This is a genomic window from Qipengyuania huizhouensis (assembly GCF_019711635.1).
Taxonomy (GTDB): Bacteria; Pseudomonadota; Alphaproteobacteria; order Sphingomonadales; family Sphingomonadaceae; genus Qipengyuania; species Qipengyuania huizhouensis.
In genome coordinates, this window is sequence record NZ_JAIGNT010000011.1 from 23,605 (window position 1) to 49,954 (window position 26,350).

Annotated in this window: 31 protein-coding genes and 1 tRNA gene; 8 read left to right on the forward strand and 24 right to left on the reverse strand. The window is 60.1% G+C overall.

What is annotated here, in order from left to right; translation table 11 throughout:
* Positions 1-83: 83 nt before the first annotated feature.
* The 11 genes from rimK to trmD form a co-directional block, all read right to left on the reverse strand.
* Positions 84-989: a 30S ribosomal protein S6--L-glutamate ligase gene (rimK, locus tag K3180_RS09920; RefSeq protein ID WP_221540451.1), complete on the reverse strand. Its 906-nt coding sequence runs from the start codon at positions 987-989 to the stop codon at positions 84-86.
* The gene (locus K3180_RS09925; protein ID WP_221540453.1) at positions 986-1,447 is read right to left on the reverse strand and encodes an ATP-dependent zinc protease family protein; all 462 of its coding nucleotides are present in this window, start codon (positions 1,445-1,447) and stop codon (positions 986-988) included. Before K3180_RS09925 ends, rimK begins: the two co-directional genes overlap by 4 nt.
* Entirely contained in the window at positions 1,444-2,454 is a 1,011-nt protein-coding gene (locus K3180_RS09930; protein WP_221540455.1) for a YncE family protein, read from the reverse strand. Before K3180_RS09930 ends, K3180_RS09925 begins: the two co-directional genes overlap by 4 nt.
* Positions 2,448-4,307 (reverse strand): M2 family metallopeptidase, encoded by a 1,860-nt coding sequence (locus tag K3180_RS09935; RefSeq protein ID WP_221540457.1) that lies wholly within the window; start codon positions 4,305-4,307, stop codon positions 2,448-2,450. Before K3180_RS09935 ends, K3180_RS09930 begins: the two co-directional genes overlap by 7 nt.
* A gap of 69 nt (positions 4,308-4,376) precedes the next feature.
* Positions 4,377-5,132 (reverse strand): alpha/beta fold hydrolase, encoded by a 756-nt coding sequence (locus K3180_RS09940; protein ID WP_221540459.1) that lies wholly within the window; start codon positions 5,130-5,132, stop codon positions 4,377-4,379.
* Positions 5,129-5,776: a 2-hydroxychromene-2-carboxylate isomerase gene (locus K3180_RS09945; protein ID WP_221540461.1), complete on the reverse strand. Its 648-nt coding sequence runs from the start codon at positions 5,774-5,776 to the stop codon at positions 5,129-5,131. The genes K3180_RS09940 and K3180_RS09945 overlap by 4 nt, the downstream gene beginning before the upstream one ends.
* A 25-nt stretch (positions 5,777-5,801) precedes the next feature.
* Positions 5,802-6,383 (reverse strand): hypothetical protein, encoded by a 582-nt coding sequence (locus K3180_RS09950; protein ID WP_221540462.1) that lies wholly within the window; start codon positions 6,381-6,383, stop codon positions 5,802-5,804.
* The gene (locus K3180_RS09955; RefSeq protein ID WP_221540465.1) at positions 6,380-7,405 is read right to left on the reverse strand and encodes an aspartate-semialdehyde dehydrogenase; all 1,026 of its coding nucleotides are present in this window, start codon (positions 7,403-7,405) and stop codon (positions 6,380-6,382) included. The genes K3180_RS09950 and K3180_RS09955 overlap by 4 nt, the downstream gene beginning before the upstream one ends.
* Before the next feature lie 85 nt (positions 7,406-7,490).
* Positions 7,491-9,734, reverse strand: coding sequence for a S9 family peptidase (locus tag K3180_RS09960; RefSeq protein WP_221540468.1), 2,244 nt, complete (start codon positions 9,732-9,734; stop codon positions 7,491-7,493).
* 418 nt (positions 9,735-10,152) lie between these two features.
* The gene (gene rplS, locus K3180_RS09965; protein ID WP_247710477.1) at positions 10,153-10,521 is read right to left on the reverse strand and encodes a 50S ribosomal protein L19; all 369 of its coding nucleotides are present in this window, start codon (positions 10,519-10,521) and stop codon (positions 10,153-10,155) included.
* Positions 10,518-11,261, reverse strand: coding sequence for a tRNA (guanosine(37)-N1)-methyltransferase TrmD (gene trmD / locus K3180_RS09970; protein WP_221540576.1), 744 nt, complete (start codon positions 11,259-11,261; stop codon positions 10,518-10,520). Before trmD ends, rplS begins: the two co-directional genes overlap by 4 nt.
* Positions 11,262-11,316: 55 nt before the next feature.
* Between trmD and K3180_RS09975 the strand changes: the two genes are divergently transcribed.
* Positions 11,317-12,237: an NAD(P)/FAD-dependent oxidoreductase gene (locus K3180_RS09975; protein WP_221540469.1), complete on the forward strand. Its 921-nt coding sequence runs from the start codon at positions 11,317-11,319 to the stop codon at positions 12,235-12,237.
* Here K3180_RS09975 and K3180_RS09980 read toward each other — a convergent pair.
* The 6 genes from K3180_RS09980 to K3180_RS10005 form a co-directional block, all read right to left on the reverse strand.
* Entirely contained in the window at positions 12,234-12,971 is a 738-nt protein-coding gene (locus tag K3180_RS09980) for a DUF5818 domain-containing protein (protein WP_221540471.1), read from the reverse strand. The two genes, K3180_RS09975 and K3180_RS09980, sit on opposite strands and share 4 nt — an antisense overlap.
* Positions 12,972-13,004: 33 nt before the next feature.
* Entirely contained in the window at positions 13,005-13,490 is a 486-nt protein-coding gene (gene rimM, locus K3180_RS09985; RefSeq protein WP_221540473.1) for a ribosome maturation factor RimM, read from the reverse strand.
* A gap of 8 nt (positions 13,491-13,498) precedes the next feature.
* Positions 13,499-13,987, reverse strand: coding sequence for a 30S ribosomal protein S16 (gene rpsP, locus K3180_RS09990; RefSeq protein WP_221540475.1), 489 nt, complete (start codon positions 13,985-13,987; stop codon positions 13,499-13,501).
* A 38-nt stretch (positions 13,988-14,025) separates the two neighbouring features.
* Positions 14,026-15,516 (reverse strand): signal recognition particle protein, encoded by a 1,491-nt coding sequence (gene ffh / locus K3180_RS09995; RefSeq protein ID WP_221540477.1) that lies wholly within the window; start codon positions 15,514-15,516, stop codon positions 14,026-14,028.
* A 177-nt stretch (positions 15,517-15,693) separates the two neighbouring features.
* Positions 15,694-15,769: transfer RNA gene (locus K3180_RS10000), tRNA-Ala, on the reverse strand.
* A 92-nt stretch (positions 15,770-15,861) separates the two neighbouring features.
* Positions 15,862-16,203: a TIGR02300 family protein gene (locus K3180_RS10005; protein WP_221540479.1), complete on the reverse strand. Its 342-nt coding sequence runs from the start codon at positions 16,201-16,203 to the stop codon at positions 15,862-15,864.
* Between the two features lie 177 nt (positions 16,204-16,380).
* Between K3180_RS10005 and aroA the strand changes: the two genes are divergently transcribed.
* From aroA to K3180_RS10040, 7 genes are all read left to right on the forward strand, one after another.
* Positions 16,381-17,670, forward strand: coding sequence for a 3-phosphoshikimate 1-carboxyvinyltransferase (gene aroA, locus K3180_RS10010; protein ID WP_221540578.1), 1,290 nt, complete (start codon positions 16,381-16,383; stop codon positions 17,668-17,670).
* Positions 17,667-17,936, forward strand: a complete 270-nt coding sequence (locus tag K3180_RS10015; RefSeq protein ID WP_221540481.1) for a CBU_0592 family membrane protein — start codon at positions 17,667-17,669, stop codon at positions 17,934-17,936. Before aroA ends, K3180_RS10015 begins: the two co-directional genes overlap by 4 nt.
* A complete protein-coding gene (locus K3180_RS10020) occupies positions 17,933-18,568 on the forward strand; it encodes a (d)CMP kinase (protein WP_221540484.1) in 636 nt (211 codons plus the stop codon). Before K3180_RS10015 ends, K3180_RS10020 begins: the two co-directional genes overlap by 4 nt.
* Before the next feature lie 445 nt (positions 18,569-19,013).
* Positions 19,014-20,717 carry a 30S ribosomal protein S1 gene (gene rpsA / locus K3180_RS10025; RefSeq protein ID WP_221540486.1) on the forward strand — a complete coding sequence of 568 codons (1,704 nt, stop codon included), beginning with the start codon at positions 19,014-19,016 and terminating at the stop codon, positions 20,715-20,717.
* 97 nt (positions 20,718-20,814) lie between these two features.
* Complete coding sequence (gene gloB, locus K3180_RS10030; RefSeq protein ID WP_221540488.1) at positions 20,815-21,570, forward strand: hydroxyacylglutathione hydrolase; 756 nt, start codon at positions 20,815-20,817, stop codon at positions 21,568-21,570.
* Positions 21,571-21,572: 2 nt separating this feature from the next.
* Positions 21,573-21,899, forward strand: a complete 327-nt coding sequence (locus K3180_RS10035) for a DOPA 4,5-dioxygenase family protein (RefSeq protein ID WP_247710478.1) — start codon at positions 21,573-21,575, stop codon at positions 21,897-21,899.
* A gap of 1 nt (position 21,900) precedes the next feature.
* The gene (locus tag K3180_RS10040) at positions 21,901-22,875 is read left to right on the forward strand and encodes an NADPH:quinone oxidoreductase family protein (RefSeq protein ID WP_221540490.1); all 975 of its coding nucleotides are present in this window, start codon (positions 21,901-21,903) and stop codon (positions 22,873-22,875) included.
* 55 nt (positions 22,876-22,930) lie between these two features.
* Here K3180_RS10040 and K3180_RS10045 read toward each other — a convergent pair whose 3' ends face one another.
* The 7 genes from K3180_RS10045 to K3180_RS10075 all read right to left on the reverse strand — a co-directional run bounded on the left by K3180_RS10045 (position 22,931) and on the right by K3180_RS10075 (position 26,348).
* Positions 22,931-23,503 (reverse strand): F0F1 ATP synthase subunit B family protein, encoded by a 573-nt coding sequence (locus tag K3180_RS10045; protein WP_221540492.1) that lies wholly within the window; start codon positions 23,501-23,503, stop codon positions 22,931-22,933.
* Positions 23,496-23,990 carry a F0F1 ATP synthase subunit B family protein gene (locus tag K3180_RS10050; RefSeq protein ID WP_221540494.1) on the reverse strand — a complete coding sequence of 165 codons (495 nt, stop codon included), beginning with the start codon at positions 23,988-23,990 and terminating at the stop codon, positions 23,496-23,498. The genes K3180_RS10045 and K3180_RS10050 overlap by 8 nt, the downstream gene beginning before the upstream one ends.
* A gap of 82 nt (positions 23,991-24,072) precedes the next feature.
* A complete protein-coding gene (locus tag K3180_RS10055; protein ID WP_006832363.1) occupies positions 24,073-24,300 on the reverse strand; it encodes a F0F1 ATP synthase subunit C in 228 nt (75 codons plus the stop codon).
* Between the two features lie 38 nt (positions 24,301-24,338).
* Positions 24,339-25,127, reverse strand: coding sequence for a F0F1 ATP synthase subunit A (locus tag K3180_RS10060; protein ID WP_345719463.1), 789 nt, complete (start codon positions 25,125-25,127; stop codon positions 24,339-24,341).
* 53 nt (positions 25,128-25,180) lie between these two features.
* Complete coding sequence (locus tag K3180_RS10065) at positions 25,181-25,501, reverse strand: AtpZ/AtpI family protein (RefSeq protein ID WP_221540496.1); 321 nt, start codon at positions 25,499-25,501, stop codon at positions 25,181-25,183.
* A gap of 188 nt (positions 25,502-25,689) precedes the next feature.
* Positions 25,690-26,082, reverse strand: coding sequence for a YdbL family probable chaperone protein (locus tag K3180_RS10070; RefSeq protein WP_221540584.1), 393 nt, complete (start codon positions 26,080-26,082; stop codon positions 25,690-25,692).
* A gap of 11 nt (positions 26,083-26,093) precedes the next feature.
* On the reverse strand, positions 26,094-26,348 hold the full coding sequence (locus tag K3180_RS10075) for a YnbE family lipoprotein (RefSeq protein WP_247710480.1): 255 nt from the start codon (positions 26,346-26,348) through the stop codon (positions 26,094-26,096).
* Between the last annotated feature and the right edge of the window lie 2 nt (positions 26,349-26,350).

The window sequence follows — 26,350 nt, forward strand, 5'->3', positions numbered from 1 at the left end:
GTGGAGAGCAGACCTAAGGCGTTGTGCCTAGATGAAAGTCCGTGTGCTGCAATGCTTGTCTGCTTTCGGGTGGGTAGCGAACGTCACCCCTTCCCCTTGGTCTTGGTCTTCCCGACCTTAGCATTGGCCGCCATGTAATCGATAATCATCCCGGCGATATCCTTGCCGGTGGCGTTCTCGATGCCTTCCAGTCCGGGGGAGGAGTTGACCTCCATGATCACCGGGCCGTGATTGCTGCGCAGCATATCCACGCCGCACACGTTCAGGCCCATACGCTTGGCAGCGCTGACGGCAGTCGAGCGTTCGGCCGGAGTTATCTTGATCAATTCCGCACTTCCCCCTCGGTGAAGGTTGCTACGAAAATCGTCAGCCGCGCCGGTACGTTTCATTGTGGCAACGACCTTGCCGCCGACCACCAGCGCACGAATATCGGTGCCGCCTGCTTCCTTGATGAATTCCTGCACGAGAATGTTGACGTTCGCCCCGCGGAAGGCCTCGATGACCGACTTTGCGCTGCTCATCGTCTCAGCCAGCACCACGCCGATGCCCTGCGTTCCTTCGAGCAGTTTGATCACCACCGGCGGCCCCTTGACCGCCTTGATGATTTCCTCCGCCTGCTTGGGATCGTTGGCATAGGCGGTCAGCGGCAAGCCAAGGCCGTGCTTGGCCAGGATCTGCATCGACCGTAGCTTGTCGCGGCTCCGCCCGATGGCAACGCTTTCGTTGAGCGGCCAGCAACCGCGCATTTCGAATTGCCGCAGTATCGCCAGACCGTAATTCGTGATCGAGGCGCCGATGCGCGGGATTACCGCGTCGTAACCGATGCAAGGTTCGCCGTTGTAATAGACCTCGGGCCGATGGCTTGCGATATGCACCGTGCAGCGCGTGGTGTTGAGAATATCGAACTCGTGGCCGCGCTCTTCCGCCGCGTCCTTCAACCGCTGGTGCGAATAGAGATTCGGATTGCGAGCAAGCATCGCAATTTTCATGGCTTATGGCCTTTCTGGACCGTCATCTCGGGCGTCTGCAACCAGGAATATCCCGAGTCCACTACAAATCGGCGGCGGAGCGACGAACGGCCGATCAACATCGGAAATTTCATATCGCTACGATCGGCAAGGCTTACCTCGGCGCGGAATTCGACATCGCCAATCTTGAGCGGTGTCTTGATCACATAGCGATACTGGGTCTCGCCATTCGAGCTGGTAATTCCCCTCACATCGACATGCACGGCCTCGCAAACCTGGCGAACGTGCTGTCGTTCATAGTCGACCGCGAACCGCACATATTTCTGGCCGTCGCGTTCGAACTCTTCGAGCACGGTCCCGTGCAGCGACGATGTGCGCGCACCGGTGTCGATCTTTGCGGATACGCCGTGAAGGCCGAGTTCGGGCAGATGCACCAACTCGCGCCAGCCGACGACTGGAAGTACTTTCGGCGTTTTCATTCGATGATTGCGATCCCGTCGCCACCGCCGTCACCAGGCAAGCGGCGAAGCACTTCGCCCGTTCCGAAATCCACTTCGGCAATCGTATTTGCCATGGTTTCGGCGACATATATACGTTCGCCATCAGGCGAAAACAGAATGGTGACCTGAGCCTTTGCCTCGGCTTCATCCCGGCTGGATACGGTAATGGAGCGCACCTTTGCCCCCGTGGCCACATCGATGACGGAGAGACCCCCGTCGGCAAGATCGGACGTAACCGCATAATCGCCCTGCGGCCGCAGCTGGATGCGCAGTGGGAAATCTCCGACCGATATGTCCTTGATCTTCTTCATGCTCTGTGGATCCAGCGTATAGGCCATATCCGACCCACGGGCAGAGACCCACAGTGTTTCTCCATCGGGAGCAAGCGCGATGCCTTCCGGCTCGCCTCCAACCCGTACCGACAATGGCGCGCGGCGGGTTACCAGATCGACGCGTGTTACGGTCCCAGACCCTAGGTCAGTCGTCCATGCATGCATCGCGTCGGGAGCAACCGCGAGCATGTGGCTGCCTTCCTTGCCAGTCGCATATTCGAAGGTTTCTGTTTCGCCCAGAGGATTGCGGATCACGAAGACCGATTTTCGGCCTTCTGCGGTGGAGTAGAGGCTTCCGTTATCGTGCCAAACGATACCGTGGGGGCGCGCGTTCTCACCCAGTTCGATACTCTTGATTTTGGCCAGATCGCGCGTGCGGAATATATCCACGCTGGTCCCGCCATAGCAGGCCAGAGCGATATATTCGTCATCCGGCGAAGTCGCCAGTTCGTGAGGGTTTGCACAGCTTTCCACCCGGGCAGTTTCCTCGCCACTGCCCAGATCGACCTTGGCGAGTGTGTTCCCGAATTTGCCCGCTACGAAGAGCGCCCCGGAGACCTCCTGGCTTGACGACGCCCCTGCCCGCTGCCCGGAAACAGGGGCGCAGGCTGCCGCTAGGAGCGCCGGAAATAAAGCGAGGCCGAGCCTTACCACCCTTGCGGCTTGCCTTCGTTCTGCTCGTCCAGCCAGGCTTTGAGCGGCGCGAAATACTCAACCATCGCCTTACCGCTCATCTGCCGTTCGCCGGTGAATGCCTCGAGCGCGTCAGGCCAGGGCTTGCTGGCGCCCATTTCAAGCATAGCGTTGAGGTTCTGGCCGACTTCCTCGTTACCATAGAACGAACAGCGATGAAGCGGACCTTCCCATCCAGCCTGGTCACAGGCGGCCTTGTAGAACTGGAACTGCAGGATCCGCGCGAGGAAGTAACGGGTATAGGGGACGTTTCCGGGGATGTGGTACTTCGCGCCCGCATCGAACTGGCTTTCGTCGCGCGCCACCGGCGGCGTGATACCCTGATATTCGAGCCGGAGGTCGTTCCAGCCGGCATTCAGGCTCCCGGCCGGGATCGAGCCGTCGAACAGACCCCAGCGATAGCGGTCGACCATCAAGCCGAACGGCAGGAAGGCTACCTTGTCCATGGCCTGCCGAAGCAGGAGGCCGATGTCCTTGTCAGCGCTCGGAACCTCGCCGGGCTCGAGCATATCGATTTGAACGAGGTATTCGGGCGTGATCGACAGCGCGATCATATCGCCGATCGCTTCGTGGAAGCCGTCGTTTGCGCCATTGAGATGGAGATAATCCTGCTCGTTATAGGCGCGCTGGTAGTAATTGTGTCCAAGCTCGTGATGGATCGTGACGAAATCGTCGGCATTGCGCTTGATGCACATCTTGATCCGCAAATCGTCGACATTGTCGACGTCCCATGCGCTGGCATGGCACACCACTTCACGGTCCGCCGGCTTGGTGAACATGCTGCGTTCCCAGAAGGTTTCGGGCAGCGCTTCGAAGCCGAGCGATGAGAAAAACTGCTCGCCGACCTTGACCATTTCCCGCTCGTCATAACCCTTCTGCTCGATCAGTTCGGTCAGGTCATAGCCGATATCACCAGCCCCCTCGGGAGCGACCACAGGATAGATATTACCCCATTCCTGTGCCCACATATTGCCGAGCAGGTCGGCGCGGATCGGGCCGGTCTCGGGCTGGATCTCGTCGCCGTATTTCTCGTTCAGCTTCGACCGCACATAGGTGTGAAGCGCCATGTAAAGCGGCTTGACCTCCTGCCACATCCGCTCGGTCTCTGCGGCGAACTGGTCGGGATCCATATCATAGTTGGAGCGCCACATGGCACCGAGGTCGGAAAAGCCGAGTTCCTTGGCGCCTTCGTTGGCGATGCCCGTCATGCGCAGATAATCTTCACGCATCGGCGCACCGACATTGTTGTGCCAGCTGGCCCACATTTCCTGCAATTCCGCAGGCGTGCGTTCAAGATTGCCCATTTCCGCCTCGATATCCGAGCCGGAGATTTCCTCGCCATTCAGCGTGCCCTTGCCCTTACCGTAAGCCGAGCCAAGGGCCGTGGCGATCTCGTTCAGTTCGGTGGCAGCGCCATCGCGCACCGGCGCAGGCATGACGATGCCATTGCGCAGCATGTCCAGCTTCCGAGCGACTTCGGGATCGAGACCCTCGACACGCGCATATTCCGCAGCCTTGTTGGCATAAGCGACCGACTTTTGCGTCGAATCCGCGCCGTATTTCGCGGCGAGCATGTCGCTGTCATGGACGATATAGGTCGAATTCAACCAAAGAACCCGCCCATATTCTACCGAGAAATCGAACAGGTCCTTCTCTACCATGGCGACCCAGTCAGCCGCACCCTGCGGCGTCATGGGATATGCTTCATCAGCCGCGGCTACCGGGGCCAACGGGGCCACCGGTTCTGCATTTGCAGTCGTGCAGGCTGCAAGCGATATGGCAAGCGCGGACAAGGCGACGGGGGCGAACTTCATAGGACATTCCTCCCTGGGAATTGGATATGTTTTCGTTGACTGCCGGATTGCACCTGCAACGATGTGGAATCAAGCCGGATTGCCCAGCCAATCCGCCATTGCCTGCCCGAGATCAGGCTTCGTCACGCTCCACATATGGGTTCCGGGCACTTCTACATATGTCGCATCTGGCAGCAATTGCGCCAGTTCTTCAGCCGATCCATTATCACGATCTTCGTCCCCGCAAACGACAAGAGCAGGAATGGTAATATTGGCGAGCTTGGCGAGATCGAGGTCTGGCATCGTGTCCAGCAGCATGCGCGCGGCAATCCGGTCTACACCCTGAGATTTCAGGAATTGCATCGAGAAATAGGCGGGATCGCCCCGCGGAATATTCTCGAATTCGTCAATCACTCGCTTGAAATACGCCGAACGTTTCTCCCATTCACCCAGTCCCGCAGTTCCCATTCCGCCAACGATCAATCGAGCCGGATGAATCACGCCATGCGCCACGGCATGGAGAGCGGTGCGCGCACCGAGCGAGAAACCGCCCAGGTCGTAATCCTCGATCGCCAGATGTTCTATCAGTGCGGCAACGTCGCGCACGAGTACATTTTTCGGATATGCAGCCTTGTCGTGAGGCGCTTCGCTTTCGCCGTGAACGCGAAAGTCGAGCATCAACACTTCATAGCCACGTTCGGCGATAAGCTGCGCGTGCCCCCATTTTATCCAGTTCATTTCCGCGCTGGAGAATAGCCCGTGGAGCAGGACAAGCGGCCTGCCTTCGCCCGTCCGATGAAGAGCGAGCCGCGTGCCGTCGAAACTCTCGAATGTTTCCATTTTCATCGCTTCTGCAATCCCTTCTGTTCCATGCGCCACTTGGCCATTTCTATGCGGTCCTGCCCGAAGAAGGGTTCGCCGTCGAAAACGAGAGTGGGCACACCCCAGTGCCCGGCCTTTTCGAGAGCATCCTGATTGGCGGCAATCTCGGCATCGAGCGCCTCTCCTTCTCCCTGAACCTCTGCGATGATTTCCTCGACGCCCAGCCCGGCCGCCTCGATGGCCCGTTCCAGATGGCCACCCTCATGCCAGTTTTCCTGGCCACCCCAGATCATACGACCCGCCTCTGCGGCAAAGACGAGGCCCACACCGCGGCGTGCGGCGGCCTGCCCCATCCGCGTTACGCGGCGGATGTAGGGTTGGTCCTCGGCAATCTGCCGGGTCGCCATGTCCTGTATAATCGGATCGGGCCGCGGGGCGCCGAAAGGGATGCTGTGAAACTGTGCCACGCGCAGCATATCGCGCATCGTGTAGCCGAGCCAGTTCGGATGGTTCCGTTCGAAGAAATCGGGCTGCCGGATCGCCAGCGGATAAACCGGTCTCAAGGCAATCTTGAGATCGAATTCTTCCGTCATCGCCCGGTATCGACCGACAGACAAATAGCTATAGGGCGATCGGAAACTGAAATAGAGTTCTGCGGTCAGGGTCATTGCGCCCTTATACGCAGCAGCGCACTCAGCGAAAGAAGCAGGTCACACCTGCTGCCAACGCCGTAATCGTCCCATCCGTCTCGCTACCTTCGAAGAAGCCGGTGATCATGCCGTAGTCCGCACTCTGGTACTGGAACTCACCCTCCAGCGTGCTGCCGGTGATTACCTGTACCGGTCGCTCGTCGCGCAACTCGGCCATCGTCGCGCCGGTCTGCACCCCGTCGGAAGTCACCACACCCTCGCCCTCGCCCACGAACCAGCCGACGAAGCGATTGTCCTGATAGGCCACCTGAAGCGGGCCGGCCTGGGAAAAATCGGTAGGGCCAGCGCCGCATTCGTCGTTCGTGGTCTTCCCGGGCTCGGCCCCGAATGCCGTAGTCAGAAGCGCATCGACTTCGCCACGCGGTGTTCCAAACCGCGGCGCTTCGCGGGATTGCCCCCTGCCGATCGCGAGCCCATTGGCGTCGACAACGACTTTTGCCGCTGAAACAACCGCGTCATTCCCTTGATCGGCAGCGGTCGTCGAATCGGATGAACTTCCTTCTGCGCCCGGACCGCAAGCGGCAAGGAACAGAAGAGAGGCGAGAGCAAGGCTTTTGCGGATCATCCCTTCTTAAGGCATTCACGCCCCAGTAGTTCCGCGATCTGTACCGCATTCAGCGCCGCACCCTTGCGCAAATTGTCGGACACGCACCAGAGTGCAATGCCATTGTCGACTGTCGGGTCGTCCCGCACGCGGCTGATGTAGGTGGCGCTGTCGCCCGCGCTCTCGACCGGGGTGACGTATCCCTCGTCCTCCCGCTTGTCGATCAGCATGATACCGGGTGCTTCGCGCAGGATCTCCTGCGCCTGCTCGGCCGAAAGCTCGTTCTCGAATTCGATATTCACGCTTTCGGAATGGCCGACGAATACCGGCACGCGCACGCAGGTGGCGTTGAGCTTGATCTTGGGATCGAGGATCTTCTTCGTCTCGACCATCATCTTCCACTCTTCCTTGGTGGAGCCATCGTCCATGAAGACGTCGATATGCGGAATGACGTTGAAGGCGATCTGCTTGGTGAATTTTTCCGGCACCACCGGATCACCAACGAAAATAGCCCGGCTCTGCTGGAACAGTTCGTCCATGCCCGCCTTGCCCGCGCCCGAAACCGACTGGTAGGTCGAGACGATCACTCGCTTGATCGTCGCCGCATCGTGCAGCGGCTTGAGCGCCACCACCAACTGCGCGGTCGAGCAGTTGGGATTGGCAATGATGTTGCGCTTCTTGTAATCGTGGATCGCGTCGGGGTTCACTTCGGGCACGATCAACGGCACGTCCGGGTCCATCCGGTAGAGTGAGCTGTTGTCGATCACCACGCAGCCAGCCGCTGCGGCCTTGGGCGCATATTCCTTTGCGGGTCCACTACCTGCAGCGAACAGGGCGATGTCCCAACCGAACCAGTCGAAATGCTCGATGTTCTTGCACTTGAGCATCTTGCCGGTGTCACCGAATTCGACTTCGGTGCCGTGCGAGCGCGAGCTTGCGACCGCGGCCACCTCGTCACACGGGAATTCGCGCTCGGCGAGAACCTGCATTATTTCGCGTCCGACATTCCCGGTCGCGCCGACTACGGCAACTCGATAACCCAATTCACTTCTCCAAGATCGCTGTGCCGCCGAGATAGCGATTGGCCGCGCGCCCGCAAGCGCACATTCGGTTGCGGCCCATAAATTCCTATTTCGGCGGTGTGACCCCGTGATGCTCTAGAAAGCGGAACACGGTATTGTAGCGATGCGGCGAAATCTGTTCGCCCGAGACGCGGTGCGTGTAGCCCGGGTACAGCATCATCTCGAACGGCACATTACCTTCCTGCATGGCAGAAATGACCTCGGTGGCGTTTTCGAACACCACATTGTCGTCGGCCATGCCGTGGATGAGCAGCAGGGGATCGGCGATCTTGGTTGCATCCGGAATGGCGGAGGCCGCTTCATAGGCCTCCGCATCATCCTGCGGCGTGCCCATGTAGCGTTCGGTGTAGTGCGTATCGTAAAGCTCCCAGCGCGTTACCGGCGCTCCGGAAATGCCGGCCGCATATAGCCCCGGATCGGCTTGGAGCTGTTTCAGCGTCATGTAGCCGCCGTAGGACCAGCCATCGATGGCGATCTTGTCAGGATCGACGAAGTCGAGCGTCTTGAGGTATTCCGCCCCCGCCTTCTGATCCCGCACTTCAACGCTTCCCATGGCGCGGTAGATCGGCTGCTCGAAGGCGACACCGCGATTGGCGCTGCCGCGATTGTCGAGGGCGAACCAGATATAGCCTTTGTCGACGATTGCCTGGCGCAGCGCGCCGTTCCAGCCCTTGTTGACGATCTGCGGCCCGGGGCCGCCATAGTGGTAGAAATAAACCGGATAGCGTTTGCCGGGCTCCATTACGGGGGTGACCATCTCCCAATGGAGCGGAGTGCCATCCTCGGCAGAAATCGTTCCATATTGCGTCGGCCGATGGCTCGCGAGGAACGAGGTATAGGGATGGCCTGCATCAAGCCTGTTCTCCTCGATCCAGGCGAGACGCTTGCCGGTCGCATCGGCGATATAGCTCTGCGGCGGCGTGTCATCGTTCGAGCGGCTGATAAGCAGCGTCTGCCCCTTGCCATCCATGCTGACGGAATGGGTGTAGGCCGGATCGGTCAGCAGGGCAGGCTCGCCCGGACCGGTCAGGTCGAGCGAATATACCTGCTGTGCAAGCACATCTTCTTTCGTGGCGGTGAAAAATATCCGGCCTGCTTGCTGATCCACTCCGACAAGTTTGGTCACGACCCATTCGCCATCGGTCAACTGGGTCCAACCGCCATCGTTGAAGCGGTATAGGTGGCCGTATCCGTCACGTTCCGACCACCAGATCAGGCTGCCATCGTCGAGCCATTTGTAGTTGTCGGAAAGATTGATCCAGTAGTCGTCGATCGCCGCGCGCTCGGTAAAGACCGCCTCACTAGCTCCGGTCGCGGGATCGACCCGCAATACGTCGAGCACAGTCTGCTCACGGTTCTGCCGCTGGACGTAGATCGCACTTCCATCCGGTGCCCAGTCGACCCGGGCGAGATAGATGTCGGAATTGTCACCCAGATCGACCTTCACCCGGTTTCCGCCATCGGGATCCATGACGTAGAGGTCTACCACGGCATTGGCGCTGCCCGCCACCGGATAGCGCTGGTCGAAAACTTCGGTGCCGGTTGCGCCGATAGCCGCGCGGGTAACGATGCCAACATCGCTTTCGTCGAAACGCTCTACTGCAATGCGGCGCTCATTGGGGCTCCACCAATAGCCGGTGTTGCGGCCCATCTCTTCCTGGGCGACGAATTCGGCTTCGCCCCAGCGCACCGCTTCGCTTTCCTGCGGAGTTATTGGGGCTGCCTCTCCCGCCACCTTCCCAACCCAAAGCTGGCGGTCGCGCACGAAGCTGAGGAAATTCCCTTCCGGACTTAGCGCCGGATTGAGTTCGCTTTCCTCAGTGTCCGTTAGACGGGATACCGTACCATCCAGCCCGGCCAGATAGAGATCCCCGTCGAGCGGCACGAGGATGGCTTCCCCGTTCGACGTCCATTCGTAGCTGATAATGCCCGAGAGATCGCCCACGCGTGCGCGTTCGCGCTGCATCTTTTCTTCTTCGGACAGGTCGCGGCCCGAGCCAACTTCTTCGCTGTCGACCAGCATCGACCACTCTCCGCTTTCACGGTCGAAAGCCCAGAGGTCGTAGCGCGAGCGGTCATCCTCGCGGTTGCGCAATACCGTGAGATAGCGGCCATCGGGCGACAATTTTGCCTGCCTTGGGCTTGGCCCGTCGAGACTGGGCGAGGCGAAGACTCGCTCGAAGGTCAGGTCCATAGCGGTCTCCTGCGATGCAGTGTGGTGGTCGGCGAGTGCCGGGGTTGCGAGACAGGTGCCGAGCGCGAGGGCTGCGGCGAGGCTGATCGACTTCATGTTCTCTCCCGAAGGTTGGTGACAGGTCTCCTCGCAACCGCGTTTGCAGAAAGCAAGCCGCGAGACCGCGCCACCCAATTCATGCCTAATTTCGGGTTAAGCGCGCTTCCTTAAATTCTTTTAAGGCACGGCTGTCAGAAGCTGGATTGTCACCGGATGCCATTTCTGGCTCACAGGCTTCCGGCGGCATCAAGACCGGGCCAATTTCGGCTCATCATGATCCCCACGTGACAAGGGCGGTGCTTTCAGGAGCACCGCCCTTATTTTCGGGCTCCTTTGGGGCGGTGCTTTCAGGAGCATCGCCTTTATTTTGAGGTCCTTTGGGGCGGCGCTTTCAGGAGCACCGCCCTGATTTTGCAATTGCCCAAAGAAAAAGGCGGCCCCGCAGGACCGCCTTCCCTGTTCGCTGAAGCGAGGCTTACGCCTTGGGCGCGTTGTCGCGGCGTTCCGCGATGCGCGCGCGCTTGCCGGTGCGGCCGCGCAGGTAATAAAGCTTCGCACGACGCACGATACCGCGGCGGACCACGGTGATGTTGTCGACGATCGGCGAATACAGCGGGAACACACGTTCCACGCCTTCGCCGAACGAAAGCTTGCGGACGGTGAAGTTGCTGCCCATGCCGCGGTTCGAGCGGGCAATGACAACGCCTTCGAAATTCTGAATACGCTCGCGGGTACCTTCGACAACCTTCACACCGACGCGGACGGTATCGCCTGCACGGAAATCGGGAATGTCCTTGCCGAGGTTTTCAATCGCTTCGGCTTCGAGCTGCTGGATCAGGTTCATTTGCCTGGTCTTCCTGGTTCTTCATGCCGCGCGCCAGAGGCAGGCTGGTCCCGAACGCCACTATAGCGTTCCCAAAGGTCCGGCCTGCGTAACCGTGTGTCTTCTTCGCTCCTTGCCTTGCGCCAAGCAGCGATTTTCGCATGATCCCCCGATCGCAGCACTTCAGGGATCGTGCGCCCTTCCCATTCCTGAGGTCGGGTATATTGCGGATATTCGATGAGGCCGTTTTCGTAGGACTCTTCGACTCCGCTATCGGGCGCGCCCATTACTCCGGGAAGCAGCCGAATGCAAGCATCGAGAATCGCCAGCGCTGCGGGCTCTCCGCCCGACAGGACGATATCGGCAAGGCTGACCTGTTCGATCTGCGGATAGCGTTCGAAAATCCGCTCGTCGAAACCCTCGAACCGGCCACAGAGTATTGCGACGCCGGGACCTGCGGCAATCTCGCGGATGCGGGCCTGCGTGATCGGTTTGCCGCGCGGCGTCATGGCAAGGACCGGCCTGCCCTCGCCCACGCTTTCTATCGCCGATCCGATCACATCGGGTTTGAGCACCATGCCCGCGCCGCCACCGGCAGGAGTATCATCGACCGTACGGTGCCGGTCGGTGGCGAAGTCGCGGATCTGAACTGTTTCGCAGGTCCAATCGCCCCGATCGAGCGCACGGCCTGCAAGGGAAATGCCGAGCGATCCCGGAAACATTTCCGGATAGAGCGTCAGGATGGTGGCGGCGAAAGTCATCGGCGCGCCATAATCGCGCTGGCAACGCTTGGCCATCCCGTGCGTTCTCCCGCCAATGACTGACAACATCGACGATTGCATCATCATCGGCGCCGGACCAGCGGGTCTGACTGCGGCGATCTACCTCGCCCGCTATTATCTCGACATTCGCATGTTCGATTGCGGAACGAGCCGCGCGAGCTGGATTCCCACCAGCCACAACCACGCAGGCTTTCCCGAAGGCATCAACGGCAACGAACTGCTCGACCGGATGCGCGATCAGGCAGCGAATTACGGTGCTTTGCGAGAACCGAAACGCGTCACCGACCTCTCCAAGCCCGACGAGTGCTTTACCGTGACCTGCGGCGATGAGAGCTATCGCGCACGAACCGTTCTGCTCGCCACCGGTGTGGTCAACAACCGTCCGAAGGATATCGACGATCGGCTGCATGAGGAGGCCTTGTCACGCGGTCTCATCCGTTACTGTCCCGTTTGCGATGGCTATGAGGTGACCGACAAGAAGGTCGCCGTGATCGGCACTGGCGACGACGGCGCCGCCGAAGCCCAGTTCATCCGCACCTATACAAGCGACATCACGCTGGTGTCACCAGACGGCGATCACGACCTGTCGGAGCAATGCGAAGCCGCGCTGGACGATGCGGGAATCGCTCGTGTTGCCGGGCCCTGCGGCGATTACGCCATCGATAACGGACGTATCGCGTTCGATACCGCTGAGGGGCGGATGGAATTCGACTCGGTCTATCCGGCTCTTGGATCCGTCATCCGGTCCGGCCTTGCCCAATCCTGCGGCGCTGCGGTCAGCGATGATGGCTGCATTCTCGTCGACGATCACCTCGAAACCGATATTCCGGGACTTTTCGCAGCCGGCGATGTCGTAATCGGGCTCGACCAGATCAGTCACGCCATGGGCCAGGCAGGCGTTGCTGCCACGACAATTCGCAACCATCTGGCTGAAAAGCGACCGCTCCGGCGTTAGCCGCGACATTTGACGAAGACCACGCCGTCGCCGGTGATCTCTGCAGAACCGATCCTGATCGGATCATAGGCTGCATCTGTTGCCGGGCGCAGGATTGCTACTCCATCGGGTCCCCTGCTTTCCATCGGCAGATCCGGCATAGGCTCATCCAGATCGAGCCTCGGGTAATCACCGAGAACGATTGCGGCGTTGGGATCATGCCCGTCGATATCCGCTTCCATCACCAATGCCCCGGGGCTTTGGCTAACTGAGAAGTCCGGTGTATCGCAGTCCGCGTCCACTCCCTTGGCGACCCAAGCCCCTGTCAGATAATCTTCTGTCAGTTTTATGCCCCCTGCGCGCGCTGGATCGCGGTCCCTTGCCGGCGGCTCTATGGATTCGATGCGACGTGGCTCGATCGTGTCGTCGCCCTGCTGGCAGAAGCTCATATCTGCGAGCGGACCCGTCATACGGACATAGTCCCCGGGCCCGAAGTCTGCCTCGCCCATGGCGATGGCATAGGTATCTCCATCCGGAGTCCGGATGATGGGGCACTCGACACCTTTGGCGATGCGACCTTCGATGGTAATCTCACCATCTGGGTCAGCAGGTTGGCCGATTTCATCGGCCTGACTGCCGGTTTCGTCCGAGGCCGGGGTTCGATCTTGATCAGTTGAGGTCTCACCCGGGTTCTCGCCGCAAGCGGCCAAACCCAGGACAAGGGCAAAGACGAGCGATTTTCTTCCATAGGTCATACAGGACCAACGGAACGCGCGGACGCGATGTTCCTATTCGAGGAAATCGGGATTCAGAGTAAGCTTTTCGTCATCCCAGGAACGAACCGCCTGTTCGGTCAGGGGGACCATGAACTTCTTGCCGTCGGGCTTCTCGATCTCGACAATGTCGGTCGCGCCGAAATTATCGACCGCGCAGACACGGCCGACCTCGTCCCCGGTATCGGTGATGACCGGCAGGTCCAGCAGGTCGGAATGATAGAATTCACCCTCTTCCAATGCCGGTAGCGCGGAGCGGGGGACCGTCAGCGCTGTGCCTCGCAGCGCCTCGGCTGCTGTACGATCGTCCACTTCGGCAAAACGCGCTATGGCCCCGCCCTTGTTGTCGCTGCGAACTTTGGAGAGCGTCAATGCCCCTCCGTTGAAGCTCTTGTGCGGCCTGAGGCCTTCCAGGCCTTCGCCGAACAGCTTCAGACGGACTTCGCCCGCCACACCGTGCGCACCTGCAACGGCGGCCAGCGTGACGGGCTTGTCCTGCATGGGAGAGATTACTCGCCCTTGTCTTCGGTTGCTTCTTCAGCCGGAGCTTCTTCAGCAGCAGCTTCCTCGGCCGGAGCTTCCTCTGCAGCAGCCTCTTCAGCTGGAGCTTCCGCAGCGGTCTTTGCTTCTTCCTCGGCAGCCTTGGCAGCTTCTTCGGCCTCGGCGGCTTTGGTGGCCTTCTCTTCTGCGCGTTCCTTGGCTGCTTCGCCCGGCTCGCCCTTCTTGGGGTTGTTCTTCGGCGCACGCTCGAGGATACCGGCGGCATCGAGGAAGCGATGGACGCGATCCGACGGCTGCGCGCCGACGCTCAGCCAGTGACGGGCACGGTCTTCGTCGAGCTTTACGCGCTCGCCCGAATCCTTCGGCAGCATCGGATTGTAGGTACCGATCTGTTCCAGATACTTGCCGTCACGCGAGCTGCGCGAGTCCGACACGACGATGCGATAGTAGGGACGCTTCTTCGCGCCACCGCGCGACAGACGAATTGCAACTGCCATTTTACTTCACCTTTCGAATGTAAATATCAATAATCAGATTATTTCTTGTTCAACATGTCACGCAGATCAGGCGGGAGCGTGTCGGGATCGACCGAGGGGCCCTTGCTGCCACCACCGCCGAGACCCGGAAGGCCGCCGCCCGCGCCGCCGAGGCCAGGCATCGCGGCACCCATGCCGCCTTTTCCGAACAGCGCGCCGAGACCCTTGAGCCCGCCCATCTTCTTGATCTGCTTCATGGCCTTGGACATTTCCTGATGCATCTTGAGCACCTTGTTCACGTCCTGGACCTGAGTGCCCGAACCTGCCGCCACGCGCTTCTTGCGTTTGGCGTTGAGCAGCTTGGGAAGCTTGCGCTCCTTGGGCGTCATCGAACCGATGATGGCATCCATGTGGAGCAGGACCTTGTCGTCCATACCCGATTGCTGCATCGCCGCCTTGGCCTTCTTCATGCCCGGCATCATGCCGGCAAGCGCGCCAAGACCGCCCATGCTCTGCATCTGGCGCAGCTGCATACGAAGATCGTCGAGGTCGAATTCACCCTTCGCCATTTTCTTGGCGAGCGCTTCGGCCTCTTCTTCCTTGATCGCGGTCGCGGCCTTTTCCACCAGCGACACGACATCGCCCATGCCGAGGATCCGGCCGGCGACGCGCTTGGGGTCGAATGCCTCGATCGCGTCGAGCTTTTCACCAGTACCGGCGAACTTGACCGGCTTGCCCGTGACATAACGCATCGACAGGGCTGCACCGCCCCGCGCATCGCCGTCCATACGCGTGAGAACCACGCCGGTCAGCGGAACCTCGCCGGTAAAGCTCTGCGCTACGTTGACAGCGTCCTGCCCGGTCAGGCTGTCGACCACCAGCAACACCTCTGTGGGTGCGGAAACGCTGGCGATGGCCTTCATCTCGGCCATCAGTGCTTCGTCGACGTGGAGACGGCCCGCGGTATCCAGCAGCAGAACATCGGCCGCCTGAAGCTTCGCGCTTTCCATTGCGCGGCGCGCGATATCGACCGGCTGCTGGCCGGGGACGATCGGCAGGGTGGCCACGTCCACCTGTTCGCCAAGAACCTTGAGCTGTTCCTGAGCCGCAGGACGGTTGACGTCGAGCGAGGCCATCATGGCCTTCTTGCCGTGCTTTTCGCGCAGCAGCTTGCCGAGCTTGGCGGTCGTGGTCGTCTTACCCGAGCCCTGGAGACCGACCATCATGATGACGACCGGCGGCTTGGCATTGAGGTTCAGTTCGCGCGGTTCGGCATCCTCGCCATCGCCGCCGAGCATTTCGACCAGCTCGTCATTAACGATCTTGACGACCTGCTGGCCGGGAGTGACCGATCTGAGGACCTCGGAACCGATCGCCTTTTCGGTGACCGCGTCGATGAAGCGGCGCACGACGGGCAGCGCAACATCGGCTTCGAGCAATGCGATGCGCACTTCGCGCATGGCTTCGCGCACGTCACCTTCGGACAGCGAACCGCGGCCCTTGAGCCTGTCGAAGACATTGCCGAGCCGGTCGGACAGATTGTCGAACATGCCTGCTCTACTCCTTCCGAACCCGGTCAGGTCCGAATAAACGCGAAAAACGCCGGCGGACGAAAACTCGTCGGCCAGCGTGGGGTCAGACCCCTGTGAAACCCAAACTCTTGCCCGGGTGTGGTGGAAGCAAGCCTCGGTCGTCGCCACGGCCTGCTACCGTCAAATCCGGGAAAATGGTGGAGCCTAGCGGGATCGAACCGCTGACCTCTACAATGCCATTGTAGCGCTCTCCCAGCTGAGCTAAGGCCCCGAACCATTTTCGAACCGACGCATCCTGGGAGGTGCATCGCCCTTGCGGGAGGCGCCCAATATAAGGCGCCTCGCCGCAATGCAACAGCAAAATCAGGATTCGTCGGCGTCGTCGTCGTCGCCCTTGGATTTCGTTTCGACACCCAGATCGTCGTCACCGCCAAGATCGACTTCATTGTCGGGCGAATCGTCGTCTTCGTCGATATCAATGTCCAGATCGTCATCGTCGTCGCCGCCCAGGTCGGAATCGGCTTCGGCCTTCTTGTCCTTCTTCTCTTCTTCGGCAAGAATCGGCTGCTTCGACTTGAGCACCGGTTCCGGCGTCCACTCTTCACCGCATTCGATGCAGGTGACGGGATCTTCCTTGTTCAGATCATAGAAGCGGGTGCCGCAGTTCGGGCAGGTGCGCTTGGTGCCCCATTCAGGTTTGACCATGTGTAATCCTTGGCTTTGCCGCCCCTCGCACTGTGCGCAGAGGCCGTGAATTCGTAATTGTATTGATGGGTACCTGCTGGGCAGGAATCAACAGCGCGCGCGCCTTGCCAGAACGTATGTGCACTGTCAAAGCGCCGCCATCATTATGGATACGCATTCGTGACCGCTCACCGCTTCATGCCCGCAGGCCCACTGACCGGACGCATTCGCGTGCCGGGAGACAAGTCGATCAGCCACCGTGCGCTTATGTTCGGCGCTCTGGCAGCTGGCCGCAGCCGGATTTCAGGCCTTCTCGAGGGGGAAGATGTCCTGGCCACAGCCGCCGCATTGCGCGCGATGGGCGCTGTGATCGGGAAGGATGGCGAAGACTGGATCGTCGACGGTGTCGGAGTCGGTTCATTGCTTCAGCCCGAACGGGCGCTCGACATGGGCAATTCGGGGACTTCGACGCGGCTGTTGATGGGACTTCTGGCGAGCCACGGCATCACCGCAACCTTCACTGGAGACGCGAGCCTCTCCAAACGTCCGATGGGCCGCGTTATCGATCCGCTATCGACCATGGGCGCGAATTTCACCCCCTCCCTCGGCGGCACATTGCCGCTTGTGATGGAGGGAATGCAGCCCGCGGTGCCCGTCACCTACCGTCTGCCAGTCGCCAGCGCGCAGGTAAAAAGTGCCGTATTGCTGGCGGGGCTCAATACGCCCGGCGTCACCACTGTCATCGAGCCCGTGCCGACGCGCGACCATACGGAACGTATGCTGCGCAGCTTCGGTGTCGAAGTGCAGGTAGAGGATCGGGACGGCGAACGCGTGATCAGGGTTCATGGCCCCTGCGATCTGCATCCGAACGACATTGTCGTACCGGGTGACCCATCCTCGGCCGCTTTCTTTGCGGTCGCCGCCAGTATCGTGCCGGGCAGCGACCTCGTCATCGAAAACGTCGGTCTCAATCCTACCCGGGACGGCATCTATCGCGCATTGCGGGAAATGGGCGCGAATATCGAATATCTTGAAGAGCGCGAGGTAGGCGGAGAACCCGTCGCCGATCTGTGCGTGCGCCATGCACGGCTGAAGGGGATTGTGGTTGATCCTGCGATCGCACCGAGCATGATCGACGAATTTCCCGTCCTCTTCGTCGCTGCAGCCTTCGCAGAGGGCGCAACCGTGACCAGCGGGCTTGAAGAACTACGGGTCAAGGAAAGCGACCGGCTTTCCGCCATGGCCACCGCCCTCAAATCGGCAGGCGCACAGGTCGAAGAGAATGGAGACGGACTTATTATCGAAGGGAACGGCGGCCAGCCATTGTCAGGAGGCGGCACCATAGTCACCCATCTCGATCACCGCATCGCGATGAGCATGGCCGTTGCAGGCCTGGCCAGCGAAGGCGGGGTCGAGATCGACAGCACCGAACCGATCGGGACGAGCTTTCCGAATTTCATGGATCTTCTGACGGAGGCTGCATCATGACCGGCCTCGACTGGGCCAGCATGGTGGGCTTTTGCGGAACCGCCTGCATCATCGGTGCCTATGCCTATCTGACACTCAAGGACGAGCCGAACCCCTTTGTCCTTCACGGTACCAATCTGGCCGGGGCGGCCCTGTTGACCATTTCGCTGCTGGTGCACACCAACTGGCCCAGTCTCGTGCTTGAAGGGTTCTGGGCAGCTATTGCGATCTATGGCATCGCAAAAGCGATACGCACGGGGCGCAAGGGGCAGGAACGCGAAGCATGATTATTGCCGTCGACGGCCCCACCGCTTCGGGCAAGGGTACGATTGCCAAGGCGCTGGCAGAGCATTTCGGACTGCCTCACCTCGATACCGGCCTTCTCTATCGCGCTGTCGGGTGGCAGGTGTTCCTCAACGGAGGCAATCCGGACAATGGCGAAGATGCGCTTTCGGCCACCGGTTTTCCCGACTTCCTGCTAAGCGAGCCGCATCTGCGCGACGAGCATACCGGCGGTTATGCAAGCCGCGTGTCCGTCCATCCCGCAGTGAGGCAAGCGCTCTACGATCGCCAGAGAAGCTTTGCCATGCAGCCGGGCGGCGCAGTCCTCGACGGTCGGGATATCGGCACTGTGATTGTACCCGAGGCGCAGGCGAAACTCTTCATCACCGCCAGCGTAGAAGCGCGCGCGCAGCGGCGTTTCCGCGAAATGCGCGAGCGCGGCGCGGCGGTAACGCTCGCGGAAATCGCAGAAGACCTGCGCCGCCGCGACGATCGTGACAGAAATCGGAAGGTTGCCCCCCTGGTGCCTGCCGCCGACGCGATGGTGATCGACACAAGCGCGCTGGGTAAGGAAGAGGCGATTGCGGCGGCAATCGAAGCCGTGGAACAGGTTCGTTCTGCCGGCATGCACCGATAATTCCGGCTCGGCCCGGGCGGGACATTTCACGTGCTTTCCTACATCGAACATCTTCGGCATTCTCGCGCCCATGCCAGATTCATCGAACCAACCGATGCCCGGACCCCCGCATCTGAAAAGTCACACAGCCTGTCCGCCGCTAGGGTCATGGGGCGCGAAAAACCGCGGTTCCCGCGAAAGGTCACGGGTTTAAAAGCGGCGGTGACAGTCAACTTTCCGGTCGCAGAACCCCACCCCATTTTGCTTGCTTTTCAGCGCGCATTGGCCTAGGCGCGCGCCCGTTCACGAAACTTCAGGATTCGATGGACCTTCGCGGCGGCATCCGGCCTCGCGGAGATCACGGCCCTCTTGCCCCGTTGGCCCGGACAATGGTGTTCGGAGACGGGTAAAGACCCCGGTAAAACCGGCGGCCGGTAGCAAAACGAACGTTAGGACTACTCAGTTTATGGCAACCTCAGCCAATCCCACCCGCGACGATTTCGCCGCGATGCTCGACGAGCAGCTTGGCGGCGCCGATGATGGCGGCTTCGAAGGCCGCGTCGTCAAGGGCACCGTTACTTCCATCGAAAACGGCATGGCTCACATCGATGTCGGCCTGAAGAGCGAAGGCCGCGTCGACCTTAAAGAATTCATGCGCGGCGAAGACGAGCACGGTCTCGAAGTCGGCTCGGAAGTCGAAGTTTTCGTCGACCGCATCGAAAACGCCGATGGCGAAGCGATGCTCAGCCGCGACCGCGCCCGCCGCGAAGCTGCATGGGACAAGCTTGAAAGCGAATTCGGCGAAGGCAAGCGCGTCGAAGGCCGCATCTTCGGCCGCGTCAAGGGCGGTTTCACCGTCGATCTCGACGGTGCCGTGGCCTTCCTGCCCGGCAGCCAGGTCGACATCCGCCCCGTGCGCGACGTCACTCCGCTGATGGACATGGCCCAGCCCTTCCAGATCCTCAAGATGGACCGCCGCCGCGGAAACATCGTCGTTTCGCGCCGTGCGGTTCTTGAAGAGACCCGCGCCGAGCAGCGCAGCGAACTGATCAACGATCTCGCCGAGGGTCAGGTGATCGACGGCGTTGTGAAGAACATCACCGATTACGGCGCCTTCGTGGACCTCGGCGGTATCGACGGCCTGCTCCATGTCACCGACATGAGCTACAAGCGCGTCAACCACCCGAGCGAAATGATCGAGATCGGTCAGACCGTGACCGTCCAGATCATCCGCATCAACGAAGATACGCAGCGCATCAGCCTCGGCATGAAGCAGCTCGAGAGCGATCCGTGGGATGGCGTTGCCGCCAAGTATCCGGTCGGCATGAAGCTGACGGGCACTGTCACCAACATCACCGAATATGGCGCATTCGTCGAAATCGAGCCGGGCATCGAAGGCCTGGTCCACGTTTCGGAAATGAGCTGGACCAAGAAGAACGTTCACCCGGGCAAGATCGTTTCGACCTCGCAGGAAGTCGAAGTCATGGTTCTCGAAGTGGACAGCGAGAAGCGCCGCATTTCGCTCGGCCTCAAGCAGGCCCAGCGCAATCCGTGGGAAGAATTCGCCGAAGCGCATCCCGTTGGTGCGAAGGTCGAAGGCGAAGTCAAGAACGCTACCGAATTCGGCCTCTTCATCGGCCTTCCGGGCGACGTCGACGGCATGGTCCACATGTCGGACATCGCATGGGGCATCTCGGGTGAAGACGCCCTCGCCCTGCACCGCAAGGGTGAGCAGGTCGAAGCCGTCGTTCTCGATGTCGATGTCGAGAAGGAACGCATCAGCCTCGGCATGAAGCAGCTTGAAAAGGGTGCTCCGACCGAAGCCGGCGCGTCGAGCGACATCCGCAAGAACCAGATCGTCACCGTTACCGTGCTTGAAGTTCGTGATGGCGGCCTCGAAGTCCAGGTCGGCGAAGACGGTGCGACCGGCTTCATCAAGCGTTCGGACCTCGGCCGCGACCGCGACGAACAGCGTTCGGATCGTTTCCAGCCGGGCGCCAAGGTCGATGCCATGGTCACCGGTTTCGACCGCTCGAAGAAGCCGACCTTCTCGATCAAGGCACGTCAGATCGCCGAAGAGAAAGAAGCGGTTGCACAGTTCGGTTCGTCGGATTCGGGCGCATCGCTCGGCGACATCCTCGGCGAAGCGCTGAAGAAGAAAGAAGACTAAGCTCTTCCCTCCCAGTTCGGGATACTCTGAGAGGCCCGCTTGCTCACAGGAGCAGGCGGGCCTTTCCTATTGATGCCGGGATGCCTAACTTGAACCCATGTTGGAAATTCATCAATTCCCCTGCCTGTCCGACAATTACGGATTTCTCCTCCACGATCCCGAAAGCGGCGAAACCGCCGCGATCGATACACCCGATGGCGAAGAGTACCTCCGCCAGGCCGAGGCGAAGGGCTGGACCATCACACAGATCTGGAACACGCACTGGCACCCCGATCATGCCGGCGGGAACAAGACCATCGTCGAAGCTACCGACGCCAAGATAATCGCACCGCAGGAAGTCGAAAAGCTCAGTCCAATCGACCACGTGGTTGGAAACGGGGATCATGTCTCACTGGGCAATTGGCGGGCCAGGGTGATCGACGTTTCCGGTCATACGAACGGTCATATCGCTTACTACATAGCTGAGGCCGACACGGCTTTTGTCGGAGACAGCGTATTCGCGCTGGGTTGCGGACGCATGTTCGAAGGCGAGCCGGAACAATTCTGGAACAGCCTCGATCGCATCCGCCAGCTGCCGGAAAATACGCAGCTATATTGCGCTCATGAATATACCGCAGCGAATGCCAAATTTGCTCTGCATGCCGATCCCGACAACGCCGAACTGAGGTTATACGCGGCTCAAATCGACCAGAAGCGCTCCAAAGGCGAAGCAACCGTTCCGACCTTGTTATCCCGCGAACTCGCAACCAATCCCTTCCTGCGTGCCGACAACGCAGACCTGCGCGATCGCTGGGGAGGCTCCACGCCCGCTGAAACCTTCGCCGCTTTGCGCAGTGCCAAGGACAATTTCTAATAATGGCGATCGAAGGCTTCCACGCGCACATCTATTTCGACGAAGCCGAACTGGCGCAGGCTCAGGATTTTGCGCGCAAAGCACGGGAGAATTTCGGTGTGCCAGTCGGCCACTTCCATACAAAACCGGTAGGGCCGCACCCGCGCGGATCGTGCCAACTGACCCTGCGAACTGATGATCTCGGTCCCTTCGCACTCTGGGCGATGGAAAACCGCGGCGACCTGACTCTCTTCGTTCATGGTCTGAGCGGCAATGATCTTGAAGACCATACCCAGCATGTCATCTGGCTCGGTCGGTCCGAACCTCTCGACCTGTCGATATTCGATTGAGATGAAGGCCCTCCAGGTTACCAGGCTGAGCGACGACCTTTCCGGCGCAGAGTTGGTAGAGCTGCCCAGCCCTGCGCGCGGCGCCGGGGAAGTGCTGATCCGTGTGCGTGCGGCGTCCCTCAATTATCCCGATCTCCTGATGACAAGGGGCGAATATCAGTTCAGGCCCGAGCTGCCGTTCGTGTCTGGACTGGAAATGGCGGGCGAAGTGATCGAGGCAGATCCGGGCAGTGGATTTGCGCCCGGCGACCGTGTGATGGGCGGCGCGAAGACCGGCGCCTTTGCCGACCATATCTCGCTTCCCACCACCGCAATTCGATCAATTCCCCGTAATTTGGACTTCGCGCAAGCCGCAGCGATGGGGACCGCATATCTCACCGCCTATATAGCTCTGGTGGAGCTTGGTGGTTTGAAAGCCGGCCAAAGCGTGCTCATCCATGGGGCAAGCGGTGGCGTGGGGATCGCGGCTTGCGATCTGGCCAAGACGCTCGGAGCGAAGGTTATCGCGGCGACAAGCAGGGAGGATAAAATCGAACCCTTGCGCCTGATCGTTGCTCCGCATGGCATAATTCTCAACACAGGCCGGTTTCGCGAAAACATTGACCGGCTGACCGACAGTCGCCTGTGCGACCTTGTATTCGATCCGGTAGGGGGAGATGTATTCGACGAAAGCACCCGCTGCGTATCGTTCGGCGGTAAGTTGTTGGTAATTGGCTTCGTATCAGGACGAATTCCGGAAATTGCGGTCAACCTACCGCTGATCAAGGGCTTTAGCGTGATTGGCGTTCGGGCCGGAGAATACACGCGACGCTTCCCGGATCGGGGACGCCACGCGACCGGAGCGATTGACCAACTAGCGACAGAGGGCCGGATCAAACCCCATATCGATCGCATACTTCCCCTGTCCGATTGGCGCACGGCTTTCGATGCGATGTCAGCAGGTGATGTCCTGGGGAAAATCGTTCTTACGCCTTAAACGAAAAAGGGCGACCTCTAGGGCCGCCCTTTTGTTTTCCCGTCCAGTGGGTAAATCAGATGCTGGCAATAACCTTGTCGGCAAGCGCCTTGTCGGCTTCGGCATCGTGCCTTTCGGCTATGAGCTTGCGACTTGCACCCGTGGCGGCCACAACGGCGCGATTGCGCACATCTTCGACAGCTTCGCGCTCGGCAGCAGCAATCTTGTCTTCCGCCATGCGCTTGCGGCGTTCGACCATCGCCTTGCTGTCGGCTTCGGCCTTCTCGAGAATAGCGTCAGCCTCGTGCCGGGCGTTCACCAGCATCGCCTCGGCATCTTTCTCTGCGCCCGCGATCTTGTCGGCATATTCCTTGCGCAGCGCCTCGGCTTCGGCGCGAAGCTGCTTGGCTTCTTCAAGCTGCTCCTTGATCGCGGCGATTTTGCCGTCGAGGCCGCGAGCAATGGTCTTGTGGACCTTGGCACCGAAGATGGCGAACAGCAGCAGGACCAGCATTGCGATCGAAACGACCTGAAACGGAGCCAGCCCCCACAGTTCGGGTTCGATATGCTTTCCCGCACCTGCGTCGACTTCGACAGTCGCTTCGGGAGCGTCCGTAGCAAATACTTCGGGAGTAGAGACGTTAGCCATGAGCCATCTGCTCCTTCACCGCCTTGGTCGCGACCGGCTTGGTCACCTTCACGCCGGCCAGCGTCTTGACGATGTCTTGAGCTGCGTCCGCGGCGACCGCTTCGACCTCTGCCAAAGCAGCCGAACGAGCTTCCTCGATCTGTGCTTCGGCATCGGCCAGCTTCTTATCGATGCGGGCCTGAGCCGCTTTCAGCTTCTTTTCGGATTTGGCAGCCGCCTCGTCCTTGGCTTTGGCAACGATCGCCTGAGCCGCAGCACGGTTTTCGTTTTCCTTAACCCGCCAAGCTTCCTCCTGCTCGTCGGCAGCGTCGCGCGCGGCTTTGGCCGCGGCGAGGTCGGCAGCGATCTGGCCGTCACGCTGAGCAACGGTATCCATCACCTTGGGCACCATGCCCTTGCCGATGACGAAGAAGGTTATGCCGAAGAAAACGAGCAGCCAGAAGACCTGACTGGACCATGTTTCGGCAAGCTGTGCTATCTGGGGCATTGCAGCTCTCGAAAAGCGGGCGGGAAGAAATTGCGGGGCCGGCCGAGATTACCCCGACCAGCTCCAAATCCGAAATCGTCGATTAAGCGACGAAGATCAGGATCATGGCAACGACGAACGCCAGCAGGCCGAGAAGTTCGGCAGCGGCGAAGCCGATGAACAGGCGACCCTGCTGGCCGTCAGCCGCACCCGGGTTGCGCAGCGCGCTTTCGAGGAACGAACCGAAGACGTTACCAACGCCGATCGCAGCCATACCGGCACCGATTGCAGCGAGACCAGCGCCGATGAGCTTTGCAGCTTCCATTTCCATGATAAACTCCTTTGGAAAAACTTTTTTGAATTGAAGACTTAGTGAAGGTTCTCGGCGTCGTTGATATACAGCGACGTCAGAAGGGCGAAAACATAAGCCTGAATACCGGCCACCAGCAGCTCAAGAGCGCAGATGCCGATCATCAGCAGGAAGCTGGGCAGACCGACCAGCAGGCCGAAACCAGCGCCGGCATTGGTACCGTCGATCACGAAACTCGACAGCACTTCCAGCAGGACGTGACCAGCCATCATGGCGACGAAGAGACGCAGACCGAGGCTGAACGGTCGCACCATGAACGAGATGAACTCGATCGGCGCGATCACCGGCACCATCGGTAGCGGCGTGCCGTGCGGTACGAAGAGGCTGAAGAAATGAAGGCCGTGGCGCCAGAAACCCACGATCAGGACGATCGCGAAACTGATGATTGCGAGCACACCGGTTACGGTAAAGTGGCTGGTGAAGGTGAACGGATGCAGGCCGATTACGCCCAGAGGCAGGAGGCCGAGAATATTTGCGAAGAGGATGAACATGAACAGGCTGAAGACATAGGGCACATATTTGCGCCCAGCCTTGCCGATGTTCGCTTCGAGCATGTTGTCGATAAAGCCGGTGAAGGTCTCCACCGTCATCTGCCAGCGGCCAGGCACCAGTTCGCGCTTCATCCCGCCAAGTACGAAGAGGAAGAGCACCACCGTGGTGATGAGCATCCACATAGCGCTGTTGGTGAAGGCGATGTTGTAACCCGCAAGTTCCCAACCACCGGAACCTGCAAGCGGTTCGATGGTGAACTGGTACATCGGATCGACTTTGGCCTGTTCGGCTGCCACGTCTGTCTAGTCCCTAAATCCTGTAACGAAGGCCCTGAAATCCCGGTTAAGGATCAATTTTCAGGGCCTCGATTTGCCGCGCGGATAATGTTCCTGAAGGCCACCACTATTCCGAGGAACAGGCCGACCAGCAGACCCCAGGGATTGGTATCGGTGAAATAGCCGATGGCATAACCGATGACCGAACCTCCCAGAAGCCCACCGAGCAAATCTGCCAGAACGCGGTTGCCGCTGCGATAATTCGCATCGGCCCCGGAACCAGTCTTGCGGTTGCGTTGCTCTTCGCGCTGCTGGGCGGCACTGAGCCGTTTTTCCAGCGCGTCGATCCGCGCATCCTCCTCAATGGGTTTCCGTGCGGACTCGTCGTCGCTCATGCCTTGCTCCTTACAGGGGGTTGCGCGGCACGCGCAGGGACTTGCCCGCCAAGGGCGCCGCCCCCTTAGAAGGGGCCTATGGGCGAGTCAACACGCAGAGCCGCCCGATTGCCACCTTTGCGTTGCAAAAAACATCCCTCCGGTGCCGACCGGCAAGGATGCTCTCTTATCTGCTCGTGGATTGATGCTCAAGGGCAACGCGAATCGCGCATCGGCGGTGCGCTGGTCCGCGTTTGCCAGCTTCCGTCCGGGGCTTGGTATTTTTCGCCCGGCACAGTGGCGAGGATCGCCTGGCAGCCGGCGGTCAGCGCATACTCTTCCAGAGTGGCATTGGTTGCTTGCGCGCGCTGCGAATATACGGAGCGCCGCTTGATGTTGATGTCATTGACAATACGGCGCAGTTCGGGGGTCTCGGCGCCCACGATGCCGAGATAGCCATCCATTTTTTCGCCCACTTCGCCTGCTGCCCGTGCTGCCGCGTAGGCTGGATCTCGCTGGGCATATGCTGGCGCCACAACTCCGCCCAGTGCGACAGCGAATGCGGCACCCGAAAGCGCGGCTCGTGTAAGTCGCTTCATCATAACATCACCCATCAAAAGATATCCGCATTTTCTTCGATCGTATTACCCGCATCTTCCGCGAGACGATAAATCACTTCCTGACGGATGTTCACATTGAGCTCGATCACGATCGGTTCGTCAGGGGCTTCCACTGTGACGCAGCCGAAAAGTGCGAAAGAGGCCAGGCTCATCACCGCCAAACTCTTCAAACCATCCCTCCCCCTTGAGCCCTGCATGTTGCGGGTTTTCGCAGGACCTTTGGGGTCAGTCAATTCACGGGTTTCCATAA